Source organism: Comamonas sp. 7D-2, from assembly GCF_022749555.1.
GTDB classification, from domain to species: domain Bacteria; phylum Pseudomonadota; class Gammaproteobacteria; order Burkholderiales; family Burkholderiaceae_C; genus Comamonas; species Comamonas thiooxydans.
In genome coordinates this window covers 1,709,910-1,729,523 of sequence record NZ_CP094238.1, presented here as the reverse complement: position 1 = coordinate 1,729,523, position 19,614 = coordinate 1,709,910, and the positions used below count along the sequence as shown (strand labels likewise).

The following is a 19,614-nucleotide window of genomic DNA, read 5'->3' as shown; positions in this document are numbered from 1 at the left end:
TGCCCGCAATTGGCGGGCCAGGAGATTTCGATGTCTGTGCATGTTTTCAAGAATGGAAATCTGGATGCTGGCTCTATCGCTCTTCACGCGGCCTCCAATAACACTCCACGCACTCCACGCACTCCACGCACGCCACGCAAGGGAGCTGCTTTGCGCCTGGTCTCCACCAAAGACCTGGAGCGTGATGATTGGCTGGAGGTGCGCCGCACCGGTATTGGTAGCTCCGATGCCGCTGCAGCGATTGGCCTGAACCCCTACCAGTCCCAGCTGGAGTTGTGGATGCAAAAGACGGGCAAGGGTGATCTGCTGCCAGTCTTCGATCCGAATGATGACACCAGCCCCATGTTCTGGGGAACGATGCTGGAGCCCATTGTGGCGGCTCACTACACCAAGCGCACAGGCAATAAGGTACGCCGAGTGAATGCAGTTTTGCAGCACTCTGAGCATCCTTGGATGCTGGCGAATGTGGACCGTGAGGTGGTCGGCGCTGGCGATGTGCAGATCCTGGAATGCAAAACTGCGGGCATCCATGGCGCACGCCTGTGGCGTGACGGTGTTCCCGAGTATGTGCAACTGCAGGTGATGCACCAGCTGGCTGTGACTGGCCATCGTGCTGCTGACGTAGCGGTCCTGGTTGGCGGTCAGGAGCTGCGAATCTTCCGGATTGAGCGAGACGAGACATTGATTGCTCGACTGATCGAAATGGAGCACGCATTCTGGCAAATGGTGGGGAGCAAAACGCCGCCGGCTGGCGATGGATCGGACAGTGCAGAAAAAGCCTTGCGTAGTCTCTATCCCAACAGTGCAGGCGATGACGTAGACATGAGTGATGACCCAGAGCTCAATGCCACGTTTGAAGCCTTGCTGGTAGCACGCGAGCAGCTTGAAGCGGCACAGAAAAATGAAGCCCGCTTGCGCCAGGCCATCCAGATCCATATGGGAGAAGCGGGCAAAGCAACGTTTGCCTGCGGCGGCAGCGTGACATGGCGGCGCAGCAAGGATGGTCAAGTGTTCAATACGGCGCAGTTCAACAAAGACCATCCAGAGCTGGCCAAGGCCTATATGTCCACGCGGGCTGGCGCTCGGCGATTTTGCGTCAATGAAACGTGAGCGGTGACTCACCGCCCTCTTTTACCCCTCACCCTCTGCTCTCTGCGGTTCACAGCCCCAGAGAGCTTTTTTTGGAGCAAAACATGATCAAAGGTTTGATGATCACCCCGCCTGTGATTGGCAGGATTTCGATTGGCAAGGCGGTGGAGAAGAACGGCAAGCGTCTGCCAGAAAAGGACGATGAGTTCACCATCACCACGCAGGTGCAGCAGCGAGGCCAGTGGGTGCTACACCCTTTGGATGAGGCCTTGCGCCAGAGCCAAGCACCTGGTCAAGTTTTCGGCGGCATAAAAGAAGGCGCAGAGCCTTCCGATGTGCAAAGTGAAACGTCCGCAAGCGCTACCCAAACTTGCACAGGCAAACGCTCACTCAAAGACAAGATGGGTGTGGCAGATACGCCAACGGCTGCACCGAGCACGGCAAGGCGCAAGCTGCGCAGCATCCCAGTGCGGGTGCTGTTCAATGACCCAGATTTGAACCTCCGAGCTGATTACTGCATGTTTGATCGCAGTACCGCTCGCCCGCTGTGCGTCGGCAATGGCGAGAGCTGCAAGCGTGTGACAGATAAAGGTTTTGAAGAGTTGGCCTGCCCTGGTCCGGATACATGCCGGTTTGGCATGGGCCATTGCAAGCCCTACGGCCGCTTGAACGTGAGTATTGGCGACAGCGATGAGTTGGGCAGCTTTGTATTCAGAACCACGGGCTTCAACAGCATTCGCACTCTGGCAGCGCGGCTGCAATATTTCGCTGCAGTTTCTGGTGGCAACCTGGCCTGTATGCCGCTGGAGCTCAAGCTGCGTGGCAAGTCCACCACGCAGTCGCATCGATCGGCCATCTATTACGCGGACTTGGTGGTGCGTACTGGTGCCTCTTTGAACGAGGCCATTGGGCAAGCCTACACCTTGGCGGCTGAGCGCTTGGCAGCCGGGTTTGATCAGTCTGCCTTGGACGGAGCCGCACGACAGGGCTTTGCCAATGGCAACTTTGAAGATGCGCCCGATGAGGGGGTTGAGATTGTGGAAGAGTTTTATCCCGAAGAGTGCGAAACACCCACCGCCCCTACTACAGCTGCAGCCAATGAGCACTGGCCCCCTATCGCTCAGGCCAGTCAGCGAAATGGTACGCATAGTCCGTATCCGTAAAAGCAGTGGCTGCGACGACCGTAGCACTTAAAGCAGTGTTTCTACACACCGTGATCGCTATCACGGTGTGCTTTTGCACTGTGGCCAAGCATGCTACGAATCGTAACCATTGCGTCCCATGGCAAGCAAACCAATGACCAATGCAGACCGATCTCCAGTGCTCAAGGCATTTGGGCAGTCCGTGCGTGAGTGCCGAAGCGCGCGAGGGTTTTCTCAGGAAGGTTTTGCGCATTACTGCGGCTTAGATCGCAGCTACATGGGTGGCGTGGAGCGTGGTGAGCGCAATGTGACGCTCGCCAATATGGAGCGAATCATCGCCGCCCTGCACATGAAGCCTTCCGAGTTCTTCCTGACTTTGGATGGACATTTCCGGGACCTCGCCGTACAACGCGATGCTGCGCATTTAAACGACTTTGCGCCTTATTTCCGACCTGGAATTCCTCGAAAAACACCCTAAAGCTCAGACTTTTCTCCGCCCTCTTTTCAAGGTGTGAAGAGTGCGTGTGTATTTTCATTTCAAATTTAAGAGATGGCCCTATGAAAAAACGAATACTTCTTTGTTCAGCCTTAAGCTTCGCATTGACCGGCTGTAACTCTTCCCCAAGCAATAGCGATCTAGAAGCTTATCTAGAGCCCAAGTTCGATAGCTGCAAAAATCTCAAAATCGTAGACATCAAAAAGACCAATGGCTATCAAGAGGATGGCTACTATAGGGTGGAATTTTCTTACGGATTGGAACTTAAAGATTCCAGCCTATTAGATACTATGCGCAATCAATGGAAAGAAGAAAAAGAAGAATCAGAAAGACGACTAGAGAAAAATAAAAAATTTCTCGAAACAAGAGAAACACTTGAAGCGGAAATAAAAAAAATAGCAGATGAATTCGAACTGCATGCACCTTACATGCCCTCTTCCGATGAAATTATTGTCTTTAAACGAGGGCTATCCGCAGAGATAGCGCCAGAAATACCATTACCCCTTCAAGAAAAGATTAATATCTGGAAAAAACTTGTAGAATCTAGAGAACAAGAGATAAATAATCAAAAGCCATTCAAAATTTTTGGCAATGAAGAGACTATTATTTACAGAAACTACTACAACGGCTGCAATCCTAGTGTGAAACAATTCACAAAAAATCTTTTTGAAGGACAACAACTCGCATCATTACGTAGTGAGAACAAAGATCCAGAACTTTTATTTGACGAATATAAAGTAAAAGTAACTTTGACAATTCCAATGCGAAAAACAGAAAATGGGTGGCGTGTAATCAGCGATAACTGATTACCACGAAGCAGTGATCGGCACTAACTGGCGCAGTCAGTGCCGATCACATGCCTTTATTTTTTTGTAGGTGCTTTCGCCGACACCCTTAAATTTTAGGCGCAACAACACTCGCTTGAATGAAAAAATCCTGTAGCCGCCTTCGCGGAATAAGTGAATCACCCCGGGTTTGAACTGTCCCCAGAAGTTGGTCGGTTACCGTCCCGCCAACTAGGCGGTGTTTCTCAGCCAGTATCCCACCGCGTGGCGCCCAGGTCTATCCGCACTCCGGTGGACTTCTGGCGCGAGCTGTTGCGGCTTCACTTCGCCAACCGTTCGTTGCCGCCCCTGTTCGCCCAGCACGCGGCAGGCATCATTCACGGCAAGGGGCTGTTCACCGACCAACCCGTAGCCACATGGGTGGAAATCAACAAACTGCAGACAGCTCCAAAGCAGCGCTGCTTTCGCTGTGCAAGCGATACGCGGATGTAATGGGTGATAGCGCTGAACTGAAACTGGCAGCAGCAGCATCTATCGCGAATGAATATGAGTGGCAGATCACTCAGTTCTAGAGCGTGTTATGAACTTCCGTTCAAGACACGCGGCAGCCCAAGTAGAGTGCCGCAATGCCCCGCAAGCCTTACCCGCATGACCTGCGTGAGGTCTTCAATGCGCTGCGTTGGCTGGTGCGTGCAGGTGCACCTTGGCAGCTGCTGCCCAATGACCTGCCGCCATGGGAGGCGGGATGCTCCGAGGCGATGGTGTCGGACCTGCGCTCCATCATCCGTGTGGCCCAAGGGCGCCAGGGGCAGTCCAGTGCCGCAGTGCTAGATGAGCGTACGTTGCAGTCAACCTGCGAGTGTCACCCGCGTGCGAGCTACGACAACGACAAGCGCCGCCGCGGCAGCAAGGTGCACATGGCCGTTTACTTTTACTGAACACATACGCGCACGAGGCGAATGGATCCAGGCCAAGGGCCTGTTCCACCAACAGGGCCGCCCAGTCAAGGCTGCGCCAAAGTTGCAGGATCGATTGGTGACGCCGATCAAGGCCATGCTCGAGGAAAACCTATCCTTCGGCTATCGAACGGTGGCGCATCTGCTGGGGTTCAACAAGAACACGGTGCAGCGCATCTTCTAGATAGAGGGCTGGCAGGTGCGAAAGTGCCCGGTAGGCTTCAGGCCCAGGATCCAATCCCTGCCCTCGGTGGCCAAGGCACTGAATGAGCGCTGGGCCACCGACATGTGCCGGGTCTGGGCCGGACGGGCTGGCTGGACCACGATGGCCCTGGTGATCGATTGCCACAGCCGGGAACTGCTGGGCTGGAACCTGTCGCGTAGCGGGAGATCCAAGACTGCGGAGTCAGCACTGGAGCAGGTGCTGATTGCACGGTTCGGGACACTCGGGCGTGTGCCAGCGCCGTTCCTACTGCTCTCGGACAATGGGCTGGTCTTCACCAGCCGCAGCTCCACGGCCCTGGTCAGAAGCTATGGCCTGCGCCATGAAGAATCGCTTGCCGAGTCGCTCGCCTCGCTAGTCTTGGCTCGCAGTTCATACCTCTACCATCGCGCCCGTCTCAACGCTGACGAGAAGTATGTCCTGGTGTGCCGATCAATCACCAACATCTTCGAGCGCAACCATGGCTGCTTTGGCTACCGACGGGTTACTGCAACGCTGTGCAGTTCAATGGCGGAGCCGGTCAACCACAAACGCGTACAGCGAGGAAGCAAGTTCGTCGGCAATGGCATGAATGCTTTTATTACTGCCTCAAGTCCGCCGTGTTGATATCGCATGGGTAGCTACTTCTAGTGGTGACCAGTCGGGCCTGTCGCAAAAACATCCGCGTGGAAGTCCTGTGCAAGCAGGCCCATATCGGAAGCGGCTGTGCGCACTGATTGAACCAGAGCTGGTGAGCCACAGCAGTGCACCACATGATCGTGCAGGTTGCCAAAGTGAGTGCGTAGCGCGTCATCCACCCGACCTGCGTGAGCATCCGCAGGCATATCGCCTAGGTCGGTGATGGCTGCAATGTAGCGAAACTGTGGCCAGACTTTGCGCCACTTGTCGATGGCGCTAGGAAGATACAGGCCCGAGGGGTTGCGAGCCCCCCAGATCAGCGTGATGTCGCGCTGAACCTTGCGTTTGGCTAAGTCATCAAGAACGGATTTAATGGGCGCAAATCCCGTGCCACCCGCAACGCAAATCAGGGGCCTTGCGTCATCAGGCTTCAGTGCGATGCTGCCGAATGGCAGTTCGATATCCAATGTGTCACCAGACTTCAACTGCTGAACGATAGTGCTGAAGCGACCACCAGGTACATGCCTGACATGCAATGTGATGCCATCGCTCTCATGGGGTGGATTGGCCATAGAGTAGCTGCGGCTTTCCCCGTCGTCGAGGTGAATCAGCAGGTATTGGCCGGCTTCAAATTTGGCGCGCTTGCCCACAGGCAGGCGCAGGCGCAGCAGCGAGACATCGGGTGCCGCCAGTGTATTGCTGTACACCTTGGCCGTAAAACGTTTTCGGGCTTCCGGGTCGAGACGGCGAAAGGAGCTCGGGTGGATACGTATATCGCTGGCTGCAGTGCAGCCGCACAGCAGCACTTGTTCCGAGGCGCAGAGTTCGTTTCGCACGGCCATGCCATTGAAGGAGGCAATATTTCCGTCGAGCAGCGTACTCGCACAGTTGCCACAGCTACCTTTGCGGCAGGAATAGGGCAGCTCGATGCCGGCCTGCAGAGCTGCATCCAGTACGGATTGCCCGGGCGCGCAGGGGAACGCGATATCGGAGTCGTGGATATGGATCTGGTGGTTCATAGAGAGTCCTCAGACCGGTTGGGCTCCGAGTAGGGCTATTGTGCGTAGGAGGGCCGTGGCGTCAGCCACGCCACGGCCGGCAATGTCCATGGCGCTGCCATGGCCCACGCTGGAAAGCACCACCCTGCCACCGATAGATAGTGCGCTGGCTCCGTTAGGTGCCAGCAGCTTGATGGGGATATGGCCCTGATCGTGCAGCATGGCTACATACAGGTCGTGCTTGCGCTGTGCCAGAACCATGTCAGCGCCCATGGGGCCGTCTACTGCTAGGCCGCGCTTGCGCAGTGTCTCGACAGCGGGAACGGTGATCTGGGAGTCCTCCAGGCCGAACAACTGTCCTTCAGATGCATGAGGGTTGATCCCGAATACAGCGACTTTTGGTTTAGGCACTCCGAGTAAGGTGCATGTCTGCACGGCAGCCTGCGCCGCGTTGACCACCAACTGAGGAGAGAGCCGCTCCAATGCGCTGCGCACGCTTTCATGCAAAGTGACATGCACTATGCGCAGGCCAGCCCCCACCAGCATCAGGAATACCTGGTCTTCGTTCATGCCAAGAACATTGGCGAGCAAAGATGGGTAGCCGCTGAACGCTATGCCTGCGCGGTGAATGGCCGTTTCATGGTGAGGGCAGGCAATGACGGCATCGACTTCGCCGTTTTCGCACGCTCGGATAGCCGCTGTTGCGGATTGCACCGTAGATAGACCAGCCTGCGGGGTGATTTCTCCCCATTGAACTGGTTGTGTAAGTGTGCCGGCTTCCTCGTGAACGATGTCTTGAAGAAGCGGCTCCATTTCGCAAACCCGTGCGGCTTGCTCGAGAGCGCTCCAAGGTCCATAGACCTTGATAAGAGACCTTTCGGTGACAGACAGCTGCTGGAGAGCTTTCAGTGCGATTTCTGGGCCAATACCGTGGGGATCGCCGATGGCCAAAGCCAATCTACGGTGCACTATTGTCATAGCGGCAATGCCATCAGCGTGTCCGTCACCGTGCTGTCGCAAACCGCGATGCGTTCTTGCAGACGTAACTTGCCATCAATCGTGGTGAATTTGTCGAGGTACTCACCGCTGGCAAAGACCTCTGTTTCCCCTGTATGCATGATGCGCAGCACCATGAACGGCGTGGAAGCACTGGCCTGTGTTGCATCGCCTGACTGGATCGAAGGCAGACCCAGAATATGGCGATAGCGATGGCGCTCGTAGATATTGGCTTCGCGCAGCGCAGAAATTCGGTCGGTGAGCATGTCCTGTGAATCCGCCCAGACAATGCCGGCAGCAAGCCCTTCAGCATGATTGTCGACATTGGTGACGCGATAGTGGCAATCCTTCGTGAAGAAGGTTGGCCATTGCTCCATGGCGTCACTGTCTACGGTCTTCGCGTAAGCGGCATTGAAGGCCGCGATTTGAATTTCATTGATCATGCTTGCATCTCCTGTCCCATATGCTTGCGGTAGGCCTTCCAAAAGCCGCGTACCGAGGTTTCTGTGGCGCGGCCCTCGCTAGAGCCTTCGTGGTCTCCGCCCATCTCGATGACCGCGTCAAGGTCGGCAGCGCCTGCGATGCCACGCTGCACGAATCCACCGACAGCTCCGTCTTCCATGGAAATAAATCCTGCAGGGCCGATGAGGTTGGCCTGTTTGAGTCTGACCTTGCGCTGCTCTGTACTGTCATCTGCATAGCCAAGATAGGTCCAGTTGAGTTCCGAGCTGGAGATGCTCTTGGGCAACAACTGACGCACGGCGATGCTGTTCTGAATCTGCTGCAGCACAAAGCCAGGGAACACAGAAAGGATCTGCAGGGTCACGCCGTCCTCGAACTCCTCGAAGCCCTCTAGAAGGCTGGGATCTTTGAGCCGGTAACGCTCGTTGTCGGAGCGGATGGCCTGGTCCTTGTACGAGTCGTCTTTGGCGCTACGATCGATCATGGAATAGCTCACATGGTGGCCACCCGACTCGTCGACGATGACGCCGCCTTTTTGTGAGAGGCGATTCAGCTCGAAGGTGGTGAAGAACATATGCAGGAGGCTGGCGTGATAGCTGTCCTTCACGTTCTCGAAGTAGAGCTTCCAGTTGTTAGGCAGCTTTTGCGTGAAGCGACCGATGACTTCTACGGGCTTGTGCAGCACGCGCTCTATGCGCTCGCAAATCTCAGGGCCAAGGTAATCCTCAATGCTGGGCACGTCCTCGGAAAAACTGCCAAAGACCAAACCGCAAAAGACAGCCACGCGGAGCTTGCGCGGGCCATGCTCTTCTTTGCAGAATGAGGCCGGCATGCCACCCTGGCCCTTGACACCTTTCTCGAAGGCAACGCCGGTCAGATCTCCCTGTCGGTTGTAGCTCCAGGCGTGATAGACGCACTGGAAACTATCCGTACGGCCCGATTTCTCCAGAGCGATGAGAGCGCCGCGATGCGCGCAGCGGTTCTCGAAGGCGTAGATTTCCTGGTCGGCATCCCGCACGACAACTATTGGTGTTTCACCGACAAAGGTGGTGCGGAAATCACCCGCCTCGGGGATTTCAGATTCCAGGCACAGGTAGTTCCAGACCTCGCCGCGATAGATGCGCTGCTGTTCATGATCAGCATTGGCTGTGTCGGTATAGATACCGAAGGGCACGCGCGTATTAGTGGCCCCACGCCACTGGATGATGGATTCTTGCATGTTGGTTCCTAAGGGTTAGAGCTTGACGTTGGCGGCCTTCAGCACCTTCTTCCACTTCTCGGTTTCCTGACGGATGAACTGAGCAGTCTTGGTGGGATCCCAGCCGCAGGGCACGGCGCCCTGTTCCTGAAAGTGCTTGCGGATGTCGTTTGATGACAGAGCCTGGGCCATCTGCCTCTGAAGCTTCTGTGCGATTTCTGCACTCGTGCCTGGGGGGGCGACGACAGAAAAGAAAGTCACGGCCTGCATGGCTGGCCATTGCTGCTCGGCGAATGTGGGGACCTGGGGCAATATTTGGGAACGCTGCTCGTCGGCAACGGCCAGAATGCGCACCTTGCCGGCATGGTGATAGGTTGCCGATGAGCTGATGTTGTCGAAAAACACATCCACATTGCCACCGATCAGGTCAATCAGAGCCGGGGCCGTTCCCTTGTAGGGAACGACGGTTAGCTCAGCACCCGTTAGCTGCATAAACATGGCCGCAGTCAAGTGGGATGTCGAGCCGTCGCCTTGCGTCGCCACAGTCACTTTTTTGGGATTGGCTTTGGCGTATGCAATGAACTCGCCAAGTGACTTAACAGGCAGCTTCGGGTTGATGACCAGGACGTTGGGCACTGTGGCCAAAATCGTCACCGGTACCCAGCGAGTCGGGTCAAAGCTGAGCTTTTGATAGAGGTTGTGGTTGATGGCGATGGGCCCCGGAGGGGAGGCCAGCACAGTCATTCCGTCTGGCGGTGCCCGGAACACTAGATCGGCACCGATGTTTCCACCAGCCCCGGGCTTGTTTTCAATGATCACGCCACCTGCGTAGTCCGCGCGGATTTTTTCGACTACTAGGCGCGGCAGTACATCGGCGGTACCACCGGCCGAGAAGGGCACGACGATCTTGAGAGGTTGATTTGACTGAGCCAGGCTACCTGTTGAAGCAACCGCGGTGGCAATGCCGATCAATGCTTCGCGTCTGCGAATGGATTCGTTGCGCATCTTGTCTCCTTCTTGTGTGGGGAACTGCAGTATGGGGATGTCGTACTTTGTGTTAAACCTGTTTTTGCGCTATGCGCAAAAATGTTGAAAACACCTTGATTTGATCGCTATGCAGGACAAGAACTTTGTGGAATCGCTGCGCAAGGGATTGGGCGTACTGACTTGCTTTGACCGTCGGCATACCCGGCTCACGCTGTCGGAAGTGGCCAGGCTCACGCAGTCCACGCCAGCATCAGCCAGACGTTCGCTCAGCACACTAGTACAGCTCGGCTATTTAGAGAGTGACGGAAAGCTGTTTTGGATGCAGCCTAAGTCACTGCTGATCGCCTATTCATTTCTGTCATCGCGCCCCATGCCTGCGTTGGCCCAGCCGCTACTGGATGCACTGTCGGAGCGGACCAGAGAGTCCGCTTCGCTTGGTACTTTGTTGGAAGACGATGCCATCATCATTGGCCGTTCGACCGCACGGCGCAGCTTGAGCACGGGCCTAGGAATAGGATCCAGGTTGCCGGTGTACTGTTCTGCGATTGGTCGGATGCTGTTGTCAGGACTGCTTCAACATGAGGCGCGTGCAAGGCTGGAGATGATCGAGCGGGTGGCTCTGACCCCTCAGACGATGACTGACTTGGAGGAGCTGCTAGGTCTGCTTGAAACTTGCAGGCAATCCGGATGGTCATGCAGCGATGGAGAGTTGGAGCTGGGTGTGCGCTCCATGGCGGCGCCAGTGCGCGACCCTCAAGGCAACACAATTGCTGCCATGAGCATTGCTGTTAGGGCAGAGAGACTCAGCATGAGTGAGTTCAAAGAGACTTTTTTGATGCCGCTGAAGCGCGCTCGCAATGAGTTGGAAAAAAAGCTATATCCGCAGGGGTTGTAGTGCTCCACGATGTCCTTGCTGCTACCGCAGCGCAAGCTCAACGGTAGAAGTAGGAACTACGCGCAAGAGCCAACTGAGCAAGGAGTTCTGGCAGAACCATAGTGCTCCTTGATGGCGTCCTCAGCAGTGTCTTCTCCCGGTTAAACAGGAGTTGCATATTGACGCACAGGCTGTTGATTTCCACGCAGAACTGACCCGCCGAGGATGCGGACAAAAACTTGGACTACCAGGAGATGTAATGGATGCCTCCCTGCCTACGGGCAGCTCAAAGGCCGCAGAAGCATAAAGATGAACAGCGTGACCGTTTTGGGAGTGTGCTTGTTCGCTAGACGAGCTGGGCTCTTGAATGGATACGGTATCAAAGTGCCCGTGGCTTGATAGACCAATGTCTTCACAAACATCAGCGAGGTTTCGTCATGCATCGTTGTACTACCCAAAGCGCGGGGCAAATCATCGGTCAGGTGGCCGGCCTGCAGGTCATTGGACTGGACATCGCCAAAAGCGTGTTCCAACTTCACACCGTGGACATGAGCACAGGCGAGATTGTCAACGTGCAGCTAAAGCGGGCCAAGGTTTTAGGGCACTTCGCCAACCGTGCACCTTGCTTGATCGGCATCGAAGCCTGCGGCGGAGCGCACCACTGGGCCCGTGAGTTGACGGCGCAGGGCCATGCCGTGCGGCTGATTCATGCCAAAGCCGTGCGCCCATTCGTGAACGGCAACAAGACCGACGCTACAGATGCACGCGCCATCTGGCTGGCGATCCAGCAGCCGGGTACCAAATTCGTGGGCGTGAAGACGCTGGCGCAACAAGCCACGCTCACCTTGCATCGTCAGCGCGAGATGTTGATGCGGATGAAGATCATGCAGATCAATGCGTTGCGGGGACTACTCTATGAGTTTGGAGCCACCTTAGCGCGAGGCAAGAAGGCGTTGTTGGGCGAGTTGGAACTCGCACTGGAGGCGCTTGCCAACAGCATTCCACAGTATGTCGTCGATAGCCTGCGCGAGCAGGCCCAGCGCATCAAGCAACTGGCGATAGACATTAAGGCCATCGAGGTGAGGCTTGCAGAGGTCCTGCGCATTGACGTGGACATGAAGCGTGTGGCGGCGATACCCGGGGTAGGCCTGCTCTCGGCTACAGCGGCCATCGCCACTATGGGAGAAGCCAAGGCATTCAAGTCGGGGCGCGAATTCTGTGCCTGGCTGGGTCTGGTACCCAAGCAACGAGGCACAGGTGGCCGGGTAAATCTTCTGGGGATCTCCAAACGGGGCGACACCTACCTGCGGACTTTGCTTATTCACGGTGCGCGTGCGGTACTGAGACATGCGAAAGAGCCCGGCCCATGGCTGGAACAGCTTCAAGCCAGGAGGCCAACGAACGTTGTGATCGTGGCACAGGCGGCCAAGATGGCGCGAACGATCTGGGCCGTTACGGCCCGACAGCAGGACTACCAACGAGGCCACCAGAGCACCAGGCCGCTTGGGGCTTGAACGGATAGCAGATCAACCCGAGAAAGGAGGATGTGAACCTTTGAAGGCGATGAGGCAGCAACAAAGCAGCGTGATGTGAAACAGGTCAGACCGGGACGAGCTAAACCTGGATGAACTACCGGACTTCAAAAGTCCGTCCTAGGAGATGAGGCGCTCGTCAGCGGATTACATCGGGGCCAGCGGACAAGGGGCAACCCAGCGTCCACATCACAGGCCGGATACAAGGCAGCAGCCGACTTCTTCACAAAGCATTGCGGGTTACTACTCATGGCTGGGAGGCATCCATACAAGGTAGTTCATGTACTCATACGCAGACAGGATTCGTGCAGTTGAGCTTTATATCAAGCTTGGCTTGCGTGTCAGAGCCACGATTCGCCAGTTGGGATACCCAACCAAGAACGCATTGAAAGGCTGGTATCAGCACTACCTGAAGCATCAGGATTTGCCAGCGAGCCAAGCACCAAGAGCACCGAAATATTCGCTACAGCAAAGACAGGTGGCGGTTGCTCATTACCTCGCCCACGATCGCTGTATTGCCGCCACGATGAGGGTTTTGGGTTACCCGGGTCGAGGAACGTTGACTGCGTGGGTTCGGCAAGACTGCCCTGAGATCAGTAAATCGATGGTCGGCAGGTCTTGGCCGACTACAAAGCCTGATGCCTTGATGTGCGAGGGCGTGGTGCAACTGTGTACCCGTCAATCAACTGCGCAGGAGATAGCGGTCAAGTTTGGGGTATGCAGAGGGACCTTGTACAACTGGAAAAATCAGTTGCTTGGCCCTTGTGCCCCCACCTCGATGAAACACAGTCCAAAGCGATCGCCTGTGTTGGATGCAGCAGCGCTCAGGCGCCAAGTTGAATCATTGCGCCAGGATATTCGGCGACTAAAGATAGAGCGTGAGCTTCTCAAGCAGGCCCATGAAGTCTTAAAAAATGGGGCTGGCATTGATCTGCATAGGCTGGCAAACAAAGATAAGGCTGTGCTGGTTGAAGCGTTGCGCGGTCAGTATGAATTACCAGAACTGCTTTCTCTTGTTGGCCTTGCTAGAAGCTCGTACTTTTACCATCGTGCCCGGCTGAAGCTGGCTGACAAATACTTGGATGTACGCCGAAGCATCACAGAGATCTTCGACAACAACTACCGTTGCTATGGGTACCGCAGGGTGCAGGCATCTCTGCTCAAGGAGTGCACGGGCATCTCAGAGAAGGTGGTTCGTCGGCTGATGAAGCAGGAGGGCTTGATCGTGGCCAAGCCCAAACGCCGCAGATATAACTCCTACCTTGGAGAGATAGGTGCCGCCCCGCAAAACCTCATCAATCGAGACTTCCGTGCCGCTGCGCCCAATGAGAAGTGGCTCACCGACATTACTGAATTCCAGATTCCTGCTGGCAAGGTTTACCTGTCGCCAGTCATTGATTGCTTTGACGGGCTGGTGGTGAGCTGGTCGATTGGGACTCATCCCAACGCACATCTCGTCAACACAATGCTGGATGCGGCCATTGATGCTGTTCAAGGCAGCGAGAGCCGCCCTGTGATTCATTCTGATCGTGGAGCTCACTACCGCTGGCCAGGCTGGCTCTCGAGGGTCCATGATGCAAAGTTGACTCGCTCGATGTCTCGCAAAGGGTGCTCACCAGACAACGCTGCGTGCGAAGGCTTTTTTGGAAGGCTAAAGATGGAGCTGTTCTATCCCAACAACTGGCAATCAACAACGATTGAGCAGTTCATTGAAGCTGTCGATGCGTACATTCGTTGGTACAACGAAAAACGTATCAAGGTATCTCTGGGACTTTTAAGTCCTGTGGAATACCGGCACAAGCTTGGCCTAGCCGCATAAAACCAGTCCAAGTTTTTATCCGCCCCCCCCCAACACAAGGACTCAGCCCTGCGAAATACAGACTGAGAAACACCTCCTGCTCGGCAGCACGGTAACCGTCCAACTCCTAGAACAGTTCAAATCCAGGGCGAATCGCTGCCACGGCATGAGATCAGGCAAGGGATGTAAAGTGAATTCGGCCCAGACGGCCAGCTTTCCTGATCATTCGATCAAGCTTATGGTGCTCAGGGCCGCGGCAACACATCGCCGCCTAGTCGCCGACAAGGACTGTCTGTTTCTCGACCAACCGCAGCGCGCTCGACAGTCGCCCCGCCTTTAGCAACTCCCGCGTGAGGCTTCGCGCGGCAAGGAGAACATCTCTTTGGCCGAGCCATATTCCGCGATTTTTCCACGCTACATGACCGGCACTTCATCGACAATCGACTCCATCACATTGAAGACGTGGCCGGTGAAGATCAGCATCAAGTCTCGCTCCTTGCACAGCTTGGTAAGCAAGGCCAAGACTTGATTACGCACTGTGGCGTCCAGAGCTGACACGAGTTCGTAGCAGACTGGCAGGCGCGGATTCATGGTCAGTGCGCGCGCAATGACTACACGCTACCGCTAGCCACCTGATACCTGATGCGGAAGTCGCGCCAGGAGGGCTGGATTCATGCCGACCTCTTCCAGCATATCCATGTAGCGGCGGGGCCGTGCGTGCTAAGTGGATCAAGTCGAGCAACATCAAGCTGGATTGCCAGCCTCTGATACAGCATCCCAAGCCCTTCCGGAGAATTTCGAGAGGGCTTTGTTTCATGTCTCTCAATCAAAGGTTTGTGATTGGCCACAGGCCGCCCCCATCGAAGCCACACAATCTTGTCAAACAGGCTTGTCAATATAACTAGATCTCTAATATAATTAAGTACCCCTACTGCTGAAGGCGAGTAATCGCCAGGAGACAACGATGCTGACTCATGAAGAAAACGAATTGCTGTGCCGCGTAGAAGGCGAAGCCCCCATGGGCAAGCTGATGCGCGAACACTGGACCCCGATCTGCCTGATTGAAGAGGTCCGTGAACCGGACGGCACGCCGGTCAAGGCACGCATCCTCGGCGAAGACCTCGTCGTGTTCCGCGACAGCGAAGGTCGCGTCGGCGTGGTCGGCGAGTACTGCCCGCACCGCCGCGCCTCGCTGGTCTACGGCCGCAACGAAGACGGCGGCCTGCGCTGCCTGTACCACGGCTGGAAGTTCGACGTGCAAGGCAACGTACTCGAAATGGTCTCCGAGCCCGCCTCCAGCGGCATGGCCGAAAAAGTCAAGCACACAGCCTATCCGACCAAGGAATGGGGCGGCATGGTCTGGGCCTACATGGGTGCTCAGGACGCCGTCCCCGAATTCGTCGCTCCCGCCTGGGCACCGACGGCTGATACCCGTGTGAGCATCGGCAAGGTGCTGCTGCCCTGCAACTGGGCACAGATCCTCGAAGGCGCCATCGATTCCGCACACAGCTCCAGCCTGCACTCGTCGGATTTCGTGCCGGCACGCGTGACCGGCGCCGAAGCCACGGACAAGAACTGGCTGCGCCCCTCCACCGACAAGGCTCCCCGCCTGCAGGTCCAGCGCACCGAATATGGTTTCCGCTACGCCGCCCTGCGCCGCCCGATCTTCAATGCCACCACGCACGACTATGTTCGCTCGACCGTGTTCGTCGCACCCGGCACCGTGCTGATTCCGCCGAACAACCTGTACAACGTCGCCAACGTCAACGTGCCGATGGACGACACCAATACGGTGTTCTACTTCATCGCCTGGGGTGATGCAGCCGCCACACCAGAAACCGAAACCTGGCGCAAGTTCCTGCACACGCAGATCGGCCCGGATCTGGACGAGCGCTTCCGTCCGCTGCGCAACCACGAGAACCGCTTCTGGCAAGACCGCCAGGCCATGAAGGCCGGCAACTTCACCGGCATCACGGGCTTCCCGAACCAGGACATCGCCATGTGGGTCACGATGGGCCCCATCGCCGACCGTTCAGACGAACGTCTGGGCGCCAGTGACCTCGCCATTGTCGAGTTCCGTCGTCGCATGCTCGATGCCATCGCCGAATACAAGCAGGACGGCAAGGCCATCGGTACCGGTGCCAAGGCAATCCCTGGCACGGTCTGCTCGTACCAGGCCGTGGTGCCGAAGGAAACCGATTGGCGTGAATACCAGGTCCGCTACGTGAGCGCCAAGCATGCCGTGTCGGACGAACAATCCGCCGTGGCCGCGACCGACTACCAGGTCAAGCAGTAATCAACGGATGGAAGTGGCCATGGAACAGCGCCGTTTGCGCATCGGGGTTGCAGGACTGGGGCGGGCATTCTCGCTGATGCTGCCCACCTTCCTGCAGGACCCCAGGGTTCAGCTCGTTGCCGCGTGCGACCCTCGCGAAGAGGCCCGGCAGCAGTTCGCTGCCGACTTCAACGCAAGGACTTACACAGACGTGCAGGACCTGGCCGAAGACCCGGATGTGGAGGCCATCTACGTGGCCAGCCCGCACCAGTTCCACGCCCAGCACACCGAGATTGCTGCAGCCAGGGGCAAGCATGTGCTGGTCGAGAAACCGATGGCGCTCAACGCGGCCGACTGTGATCGCATGATCGCGGCCTGCCGCGCCGCGAACGTGCATCTGATCGTCGGGCACTGCCACAGTTTCGATACACCGTACCGGCGCACGCGCGAACTGATCCGCTCGGGCGATTTCGGTGCGGTGAGGATGATCCAGGCTTTCAACTACACCGATTACCTGTACCGTCCGCGCCGACCCGAAGAACTGATGACGGCCGAAGGCGGTGGTGCCGTCTTCAGCCAGGCTGCACACCAGGTCGATATCGTGCGAATGCTCGCAGGCTCACGTGCCACGCGCTTGCGCGCAAGCGTTGGCCGCTGGGATCCACTGCGCCCGACCGAAGGCGCCTATTCCGCCCTGATCTGGTTCGAGAACGGCGCATATGCCTCACTCTCGTACAACGGCTACGGTCACTTCAACAGTGACGAGTGGACTGGCTGGATCGGTGAAATGGGCGATCACCTGAATCCGGATGCCTACGGCAGTGCGCGCAAGCGCCTGGCCACCATTGCCTCGGCAGAGGACGAAGCCAAGCTCAAGGCTGCCGGTACGTACGGTGGTGCCGACTACAAGCCCCCCTCGCTGGCAGCAGAAGAACCGACACGCAGTCATCAGCACTTCGGCCCGGTGATCGTGTCCTGCGAACGCGCCGACTTGCGCCCCCTGCCCGATTCCGTCGTCGTGTACGGCGACCAGCAGCGCGAAACGCTTGCTCTCTCGCGCCCGACCGTGCCGCGCGCCGAAGTGATCGACGAACTGTGCGATGCCGTAATCCTGGGCCAGGCCCCCCTGCATGATGGGGAGTGGGCAAAAGGCACGCTGGAAATCTGCATCGCGATTCTGAAGTCGAGCGAAATGGGTACGGACGTACTGCTCTGACGACAGGCTCCAGGAAAGAAAAAACCTCGCAGTGCGAGGTTTTTTCTTTCCTGGAGCCTGTTCAACAGTTTTCGCACTCCTCGCCGCGAGCGGCAATCAGGTGCCCCATTTCCCGAGTAGAAGGAATCCGCAGCAGCGAGTCATGTGCCTTCTCGGCTTCGTCGCATGCCATGTTCTCGATGATCGTGAGCAGCACCTTGCGCGCGATGTCGATCTCCGAGCCTTTCAGGCCCTTGACGCTGATCTCATTCACTTCTTCGGCCAATGGAACCAGCTTGCTTTCCAGGCTGCGACCGCGAGGCGTGAGATACACATGAGTATTCTTGCGGTTGCCGGGCGCATAGCGGCGTTCGACGTATCCCAGCTTCTCCATCGCCGACACCGCACTGAAAGTGGTCGGCGTGGTGGTACCTGCCTCGTCACTTAGTTCCTTCTGCGTCAGTCCATCGGTGACCCACAGAATGCGCAGAAACGCCCAGTGACCGAAAGAAACTTCATACTGAGCCAGGCGCATCTGCAGCCCCCGAACCATCGCCCGGCCTGCATCCTTCACCAGGTGAGCGAGACGATCATCCGGTACGGCCTCGCGCCAATGCCGCAGGATCGGGTTCTCTTTGGAATCCGGTGCCTTGCTGGAAGAGGGTCTGGCTGTCATGCTTTCTCCTTCACGGCCATCGTCAGACTGCTTGAAATCATAGTGCCTTCACAAGTGCACGGACCGCTTCCCCGGTTCTGCACTCATGCTTTGTCAATTCAAAAGGTATGCCAACCACACCGATACGAACAAGCCGAGCACCACGGTATCGGTACGGATACCTTGCGCCATCGCAGGGCGAGTGCATTGTAGACGTGATGCTGCGGCTAACGGAAAAGCAGACTGTACATACAAAACGCCGCGCACTTGGTCGACCAAGTGCGCGGCAATATCCGCAGCAGCTGATGAGATCAGATCTTGAAGCTCTCCAGGCTGGCCGGGTGGAACAGCTCAGCAGGCTGGAGGCGGCGGCTCGACAGTCCTTCGGCATGGTGCTGCGCGAGGAAACGGTCAACCACATGGGCATTCTCGGCAAAACCATACGACCAGAAATCCTGGCCCATCAGGCGGCGCGCATTGCGCAGTTGGTCCTCGATGAACGGAAGCGTGACCTTGGTAGCCGAAGTGTCGCTCAGGCGCGTCAGTGCCACCGCCTTGGAATGCTCGAAGGCCTTGACCAGTGCGCCGGGCAGCCAGGGATGCTGCTCTGCCAGGGTCTTGCGCACGCCTAGCGTGTGCATGATCGGGAACAGCTTGCGACGCTCATACCATTCGGCCGCAGCCTTCTGCGGGTCCTCGAACAGGTACTTGACCTGCGGGTGACCGCGGTCGAAGCACGACGGGGCACGCGGCCCGATCACGCCATCGATTTCGCCATCGGCCAGCAGGTTCGAGATGGTACGGCCTTCCGGCGCATTCACCAGCGACACACCTTCGGGCAGCTTCAGCGAGATCTTCTCGATGCGGGTCGGATCTTCGTAGCCGCCGCGCACCCACTGGATGTCGGAGGCCTTCACGCCGTACTCCTCTTCCAGGAACATGCGCACCCACACATTGGCGGTCAGCTGGTATTCGGGCACGCCGATGCGCTTGCCCTTGAGGTCGGCCGGGCTGTTGATGCCGCGATCGGCACGCACGTAGACCGAGCTGTGGCGGAATGCCCGCGAAGGGAACACCGGCACGGCAATGTACGGCGAGGTGCCGGCTGCGGTCTTCACCGAGTAGCTGCTGAGCGACAGCTCGCAGATGTCGTAGTCGGCGGTGCGGAACGCACGGAAGAAGATTTCTTCCGGATCCTGCAGCATGAACACCGGGTCCACACCGTCGATCTGGACGTCGCCGTCGATCAGCGGACGCATCCGGTCGTAATTGCCCACCGCGATGGACAGTTGAAGCTTGCTCATGTTGATTCCTTTGTGACGATCAAAATCGATT

At 57.0% G+C, this 19,614-nt stretch carries 18 protein-coding genes and 1 pseudogene; 11 read left to right on the top strand and 8 right to left on the bottom strand.

Annotation, left to right across the window (positions count from 1 at the left end):
- Positions 1 to 30 precede the first annotated feature (30 nt).
- The 6 genes and pseudogenes from MPZ60_RS07885 to MPZ60_RS25150 all read left to right on the top strand — a co-directional run bounded on the left by MPZ60_RS07885 (position 31) and on the right by MPZ60_RS25150 (position 5,297).
- The gene (locus MPZ60_RS07885) at positions 31 to 1,110 is read left to right on the top strand and encodes a YqaJ viral recombinase family protein (protein ID WP_242881897.1); all 1,080 of its coding nucleotides are present in this window, start codon (positions 31 to 33) and stop codon (positions 1,108 to 1,110) included.
- An 83-nt stretch (positions 1,111 to 1,193) separates the two neighbouring features.
- Entirely contained in the window at positions 1,194 to 2,252 is a 1,059-nt protein-coding gene (locus tag MPZ60_RS07880; RefSeq protein WP_242881898.1) for a phage capsid protein, read from the top strand.
- Between the two features lie 133 nt (positions 2,253 to 2,385).
- Positions 2,386 to 2,709: a helix-turn-helix domain-containing protein gene (locus tag MPZ60_RS25185; protein ID WP_367158612.1), complete on the top strand. Its 324-nt coding sequence runs from the start codon at positions 2,386 to 2,388 to the stop codon at positions 2,707 to 2,709.
- An 80-nt stretch (positions 2,710 to 2,789) separates the two neighbouring features.
- Positions 2,790 to 3,533 carry a hypothetical protein gene (locus MPZ60_RS07870; protein WP_123974928.1) on the top strand — a complete coding sequence of 248 codons (744 nt, stop codon included), beginning with the start codon at positions 2,790 to 2,792 and terminating at the stop codon, positions 3,531 to 3,533.
- A 605-nt stretch (positions 3,534 to 4,138) separates the two neighbouring features.
- Positions 4,139 to 4,438, top strand: a pseudogene (locus MPZ60_RS07865) (transposase); the annotation flags it as partial.
- Between the two features lie 229 nt (positions 4,439 to 4,667).
- Positions 4,668 to 5,297, top strand: a complete 630-nt coding sequence (locus MPZ60_RS25150; RefSeq protein ID WP_122974732.1) for a DDE-type integrase/transposase/recombinase — start codon at positions 4,668 to 4,670, stop codon at positions 5,295 to 5,297.
- Between the two features lie 20 nt (positions 5,298 to 5,317).
- Here MPZ60_RS25150 and MPZ60_RS07850 read toward each other — a convergent pair whose 3' ends face one another.
- Genes MPZ60_RS07850 through MPZ60_RS07830 form a run of 5 tightly spaced genes read right to left on the bottom strand, consistent with a single transcriptional unit; the run spans position 5,318 to position 9,935 of the window.
- Positions 5,318 to 6,328: an FAD-binding oxidoreductase gene (locus MPZ60_RS07850; RefSeq protein ID WP_019043840.1), complete on the bottom strand. Its 1,011-nt coding sequence runs from the start codon at positions 6,326 to 6,328 to the stop codon at positions 5,318 to 5,320.
- 9 nt (positions 6,329 to 6,337) lie between these two features.
- Positions 6,338 to 7,285, bottom strand: a complete 948-nt coding sequence (locus MPZ60_RS07845; protein ID WP_019043841.1) for a PdxA family protein — start codon at positions 7,283 to 7,285, stop codon at positions 6,338 to 6,340.
- Positions 7,282 to 7,746: a nuclear transport factor 2 family protein gene (locus tag MPZ60_RS07840; protein ID WP_012837659.1), complete on the bottom strand. Its 465-nt coding sequence runs from the start codon at positions 7,744 to 7,746 to the stop codon at positions 7,282 to 7,284. The genes MPZ60_RS07845 and MPZ60_RS07840 overlap by 4 nt, the downstream gene beginning before the upstream one ends.
- The gene (locus MPZ60_RS07835) at positions 7,743 to 8,984 is read right to left on the bottom strand and encodes an aromatic ring-hydroxylating dioxygenase subunit alpha (protein ID WP_242882024.1); all 1,242 of its coding nucleotides are present in this window, start codon (positions 8,982 to 8,984) and stop codon (positions 7,743 to 7,745) included. The genes MPZ60_RS07840 and MPZ60_RS07835 overlap by 4 nt, the downstream gene beginning before the upstream one ends.
- A 15-nt stretch (positions 8,985 to 8,999) precedes the next feature.
- Positions 9,000 to 9,935 carry a tripartite tricarboxylate transporter substrate binding protein gene (locus MPZ60_RS07830; RefSeq protein WP_242899878.1) on the bottom strand — a complete coding sequence of 312 codons (936 nt, stop codon included), beginning with the start codon at positions 9,933 to 9,935 and terminating at the stop codon, positions 9,000 to 9,002.
- Positions 9,936 to 10,077: 142 nt separating this feature from the next.
- Between MPZ60_RS07830 and MPZ60_RS07825 the strand changes: the two genes are divergently transcribed.
- From MPZ60_RS07825 to MPZ60_RS07815, 3 genes are all read left to right on the top strand, one after another.
- Positions 10,078 to 10,845 (top strand): IclR family transcriptional regulator C-terminal domain-containing protein, encoded by a 768-nt coding sequence (locus tag MPZ60_RS07825; protein WP_242881900.1) that lies wholly within the window; start codon positions 10,078 to 10,080, stop codon positions 10,843 to 10,845.
- 416 nt (positions 10,846 to 11,261) lie between these two features.
- Positions 11,262 to 12,338, top strand: a complete 1,077-nt coding sequence (locus tag MPZ60_RS07820; RefSeq protein WP_012837655.1) for an IS110 family transposase — start codon at positions 11,262 to 11,264, stop codon at positions 12,336 to 12,338.
- A gap of 298 nt (positions 12,339 to 12,636) precedes the next feature.
- A complete protein-coding gene (locus MPZ60_RS07815) occupies positions 12,637 to 14,175 on the top strand; it encodes an IS3 family transposase (RefSeq protein ID WP_034358991.1) in 1,539 nt (512 codons plus the stop codon).
- 393 nt (positions 14,176 to 14,568) lie between these two features.
- Here the strand turns inward: MPZ60_RS07815 and MPZ60_RS25145 are convergent, their stop codons facing one another.
- Positions 14,569 to 14,691 carry a hypothetical protein gene (locus tag MPZ60_RS25145; RefSeq protein WP_255443327.1) on the bottom strand — a complete coding sequence of 41 codons (123 nt, stop codon included), beginning with the start codon at positions 14,689 to 14,691 and terminating at the stop codon, positions 14,569 to 14,571.
- Positions 14,692 to 15,118: 427 nt separating this feature from the next.
- On the opposite strand from MPZ60_RS25145, the gene MPZ60_RS07810 reads away from it, so the two are divergent.
- Positions 15,119 to 16,450 (top strand): Rieske 2Fe-2S domain-containing protein, encoded by a 1,332-nt coding sequence (locus MPZ60_RS07810; RefSeq protein WP_242881901.1) that lies wholly within the window; start codon positions 15,119 to 15,121, stop codon positions 16,448 to 16,450.
- Positions 16,451 to 16,469: 19 nt separating this feature from the next.
- Positions 16,470 to 17,645, top strand: coding sequence for a Gfo/Idh/MocA family protein (locus MPZ60_RS07805; RefSeq protein ID WP_046462176.1), 1,176 nt, complete (start codon positions 16,470 to 16,472; stop codon positions 17,643 to 17,645).
- A 61-nt stretch (positions 17,646 to 17,706) separates the two neighbouring features.
- On the opposite strand, the gene MPZ60_RS07800 is transcribed toward MPZ60_RS07805, so the two are convergent.
- Both MPZ60_RS07800 and MPZ60_RS07795 read right to left on the bottom strand, forming a co-directional pair.
- Positions 17,707 to 18,300, bottom strand: a complete 594-nt coding sequence (locus tag MPZ60_RS07800) for a MarR family winged helix-turn-helix transcriptional regulator (RefSeq protein ID WP_242881902.1) — start codon at positions 18,298 to 18,300, stop codon at positions 17,707 to 17,709.
- A 290-nt stretch (positions 18,301 to 18,590) separates the two neighbouring features.
- Positions 18,591 to 19,583 carry an ABC transporter substrate-binding protein gene (locus MPZ60_RS07795; protein ID WP_012837650.1) on the bottom strand — a complete coding sequence of 331 codons (993 nt, stop codon included), beginning with the start codon at positions 19,581 to 19,583 and terminating at the stop codon, positions 18,591 to 18,593.
- Positions 19,584 to 19,614: the final 31 nt, after the last annotated feature.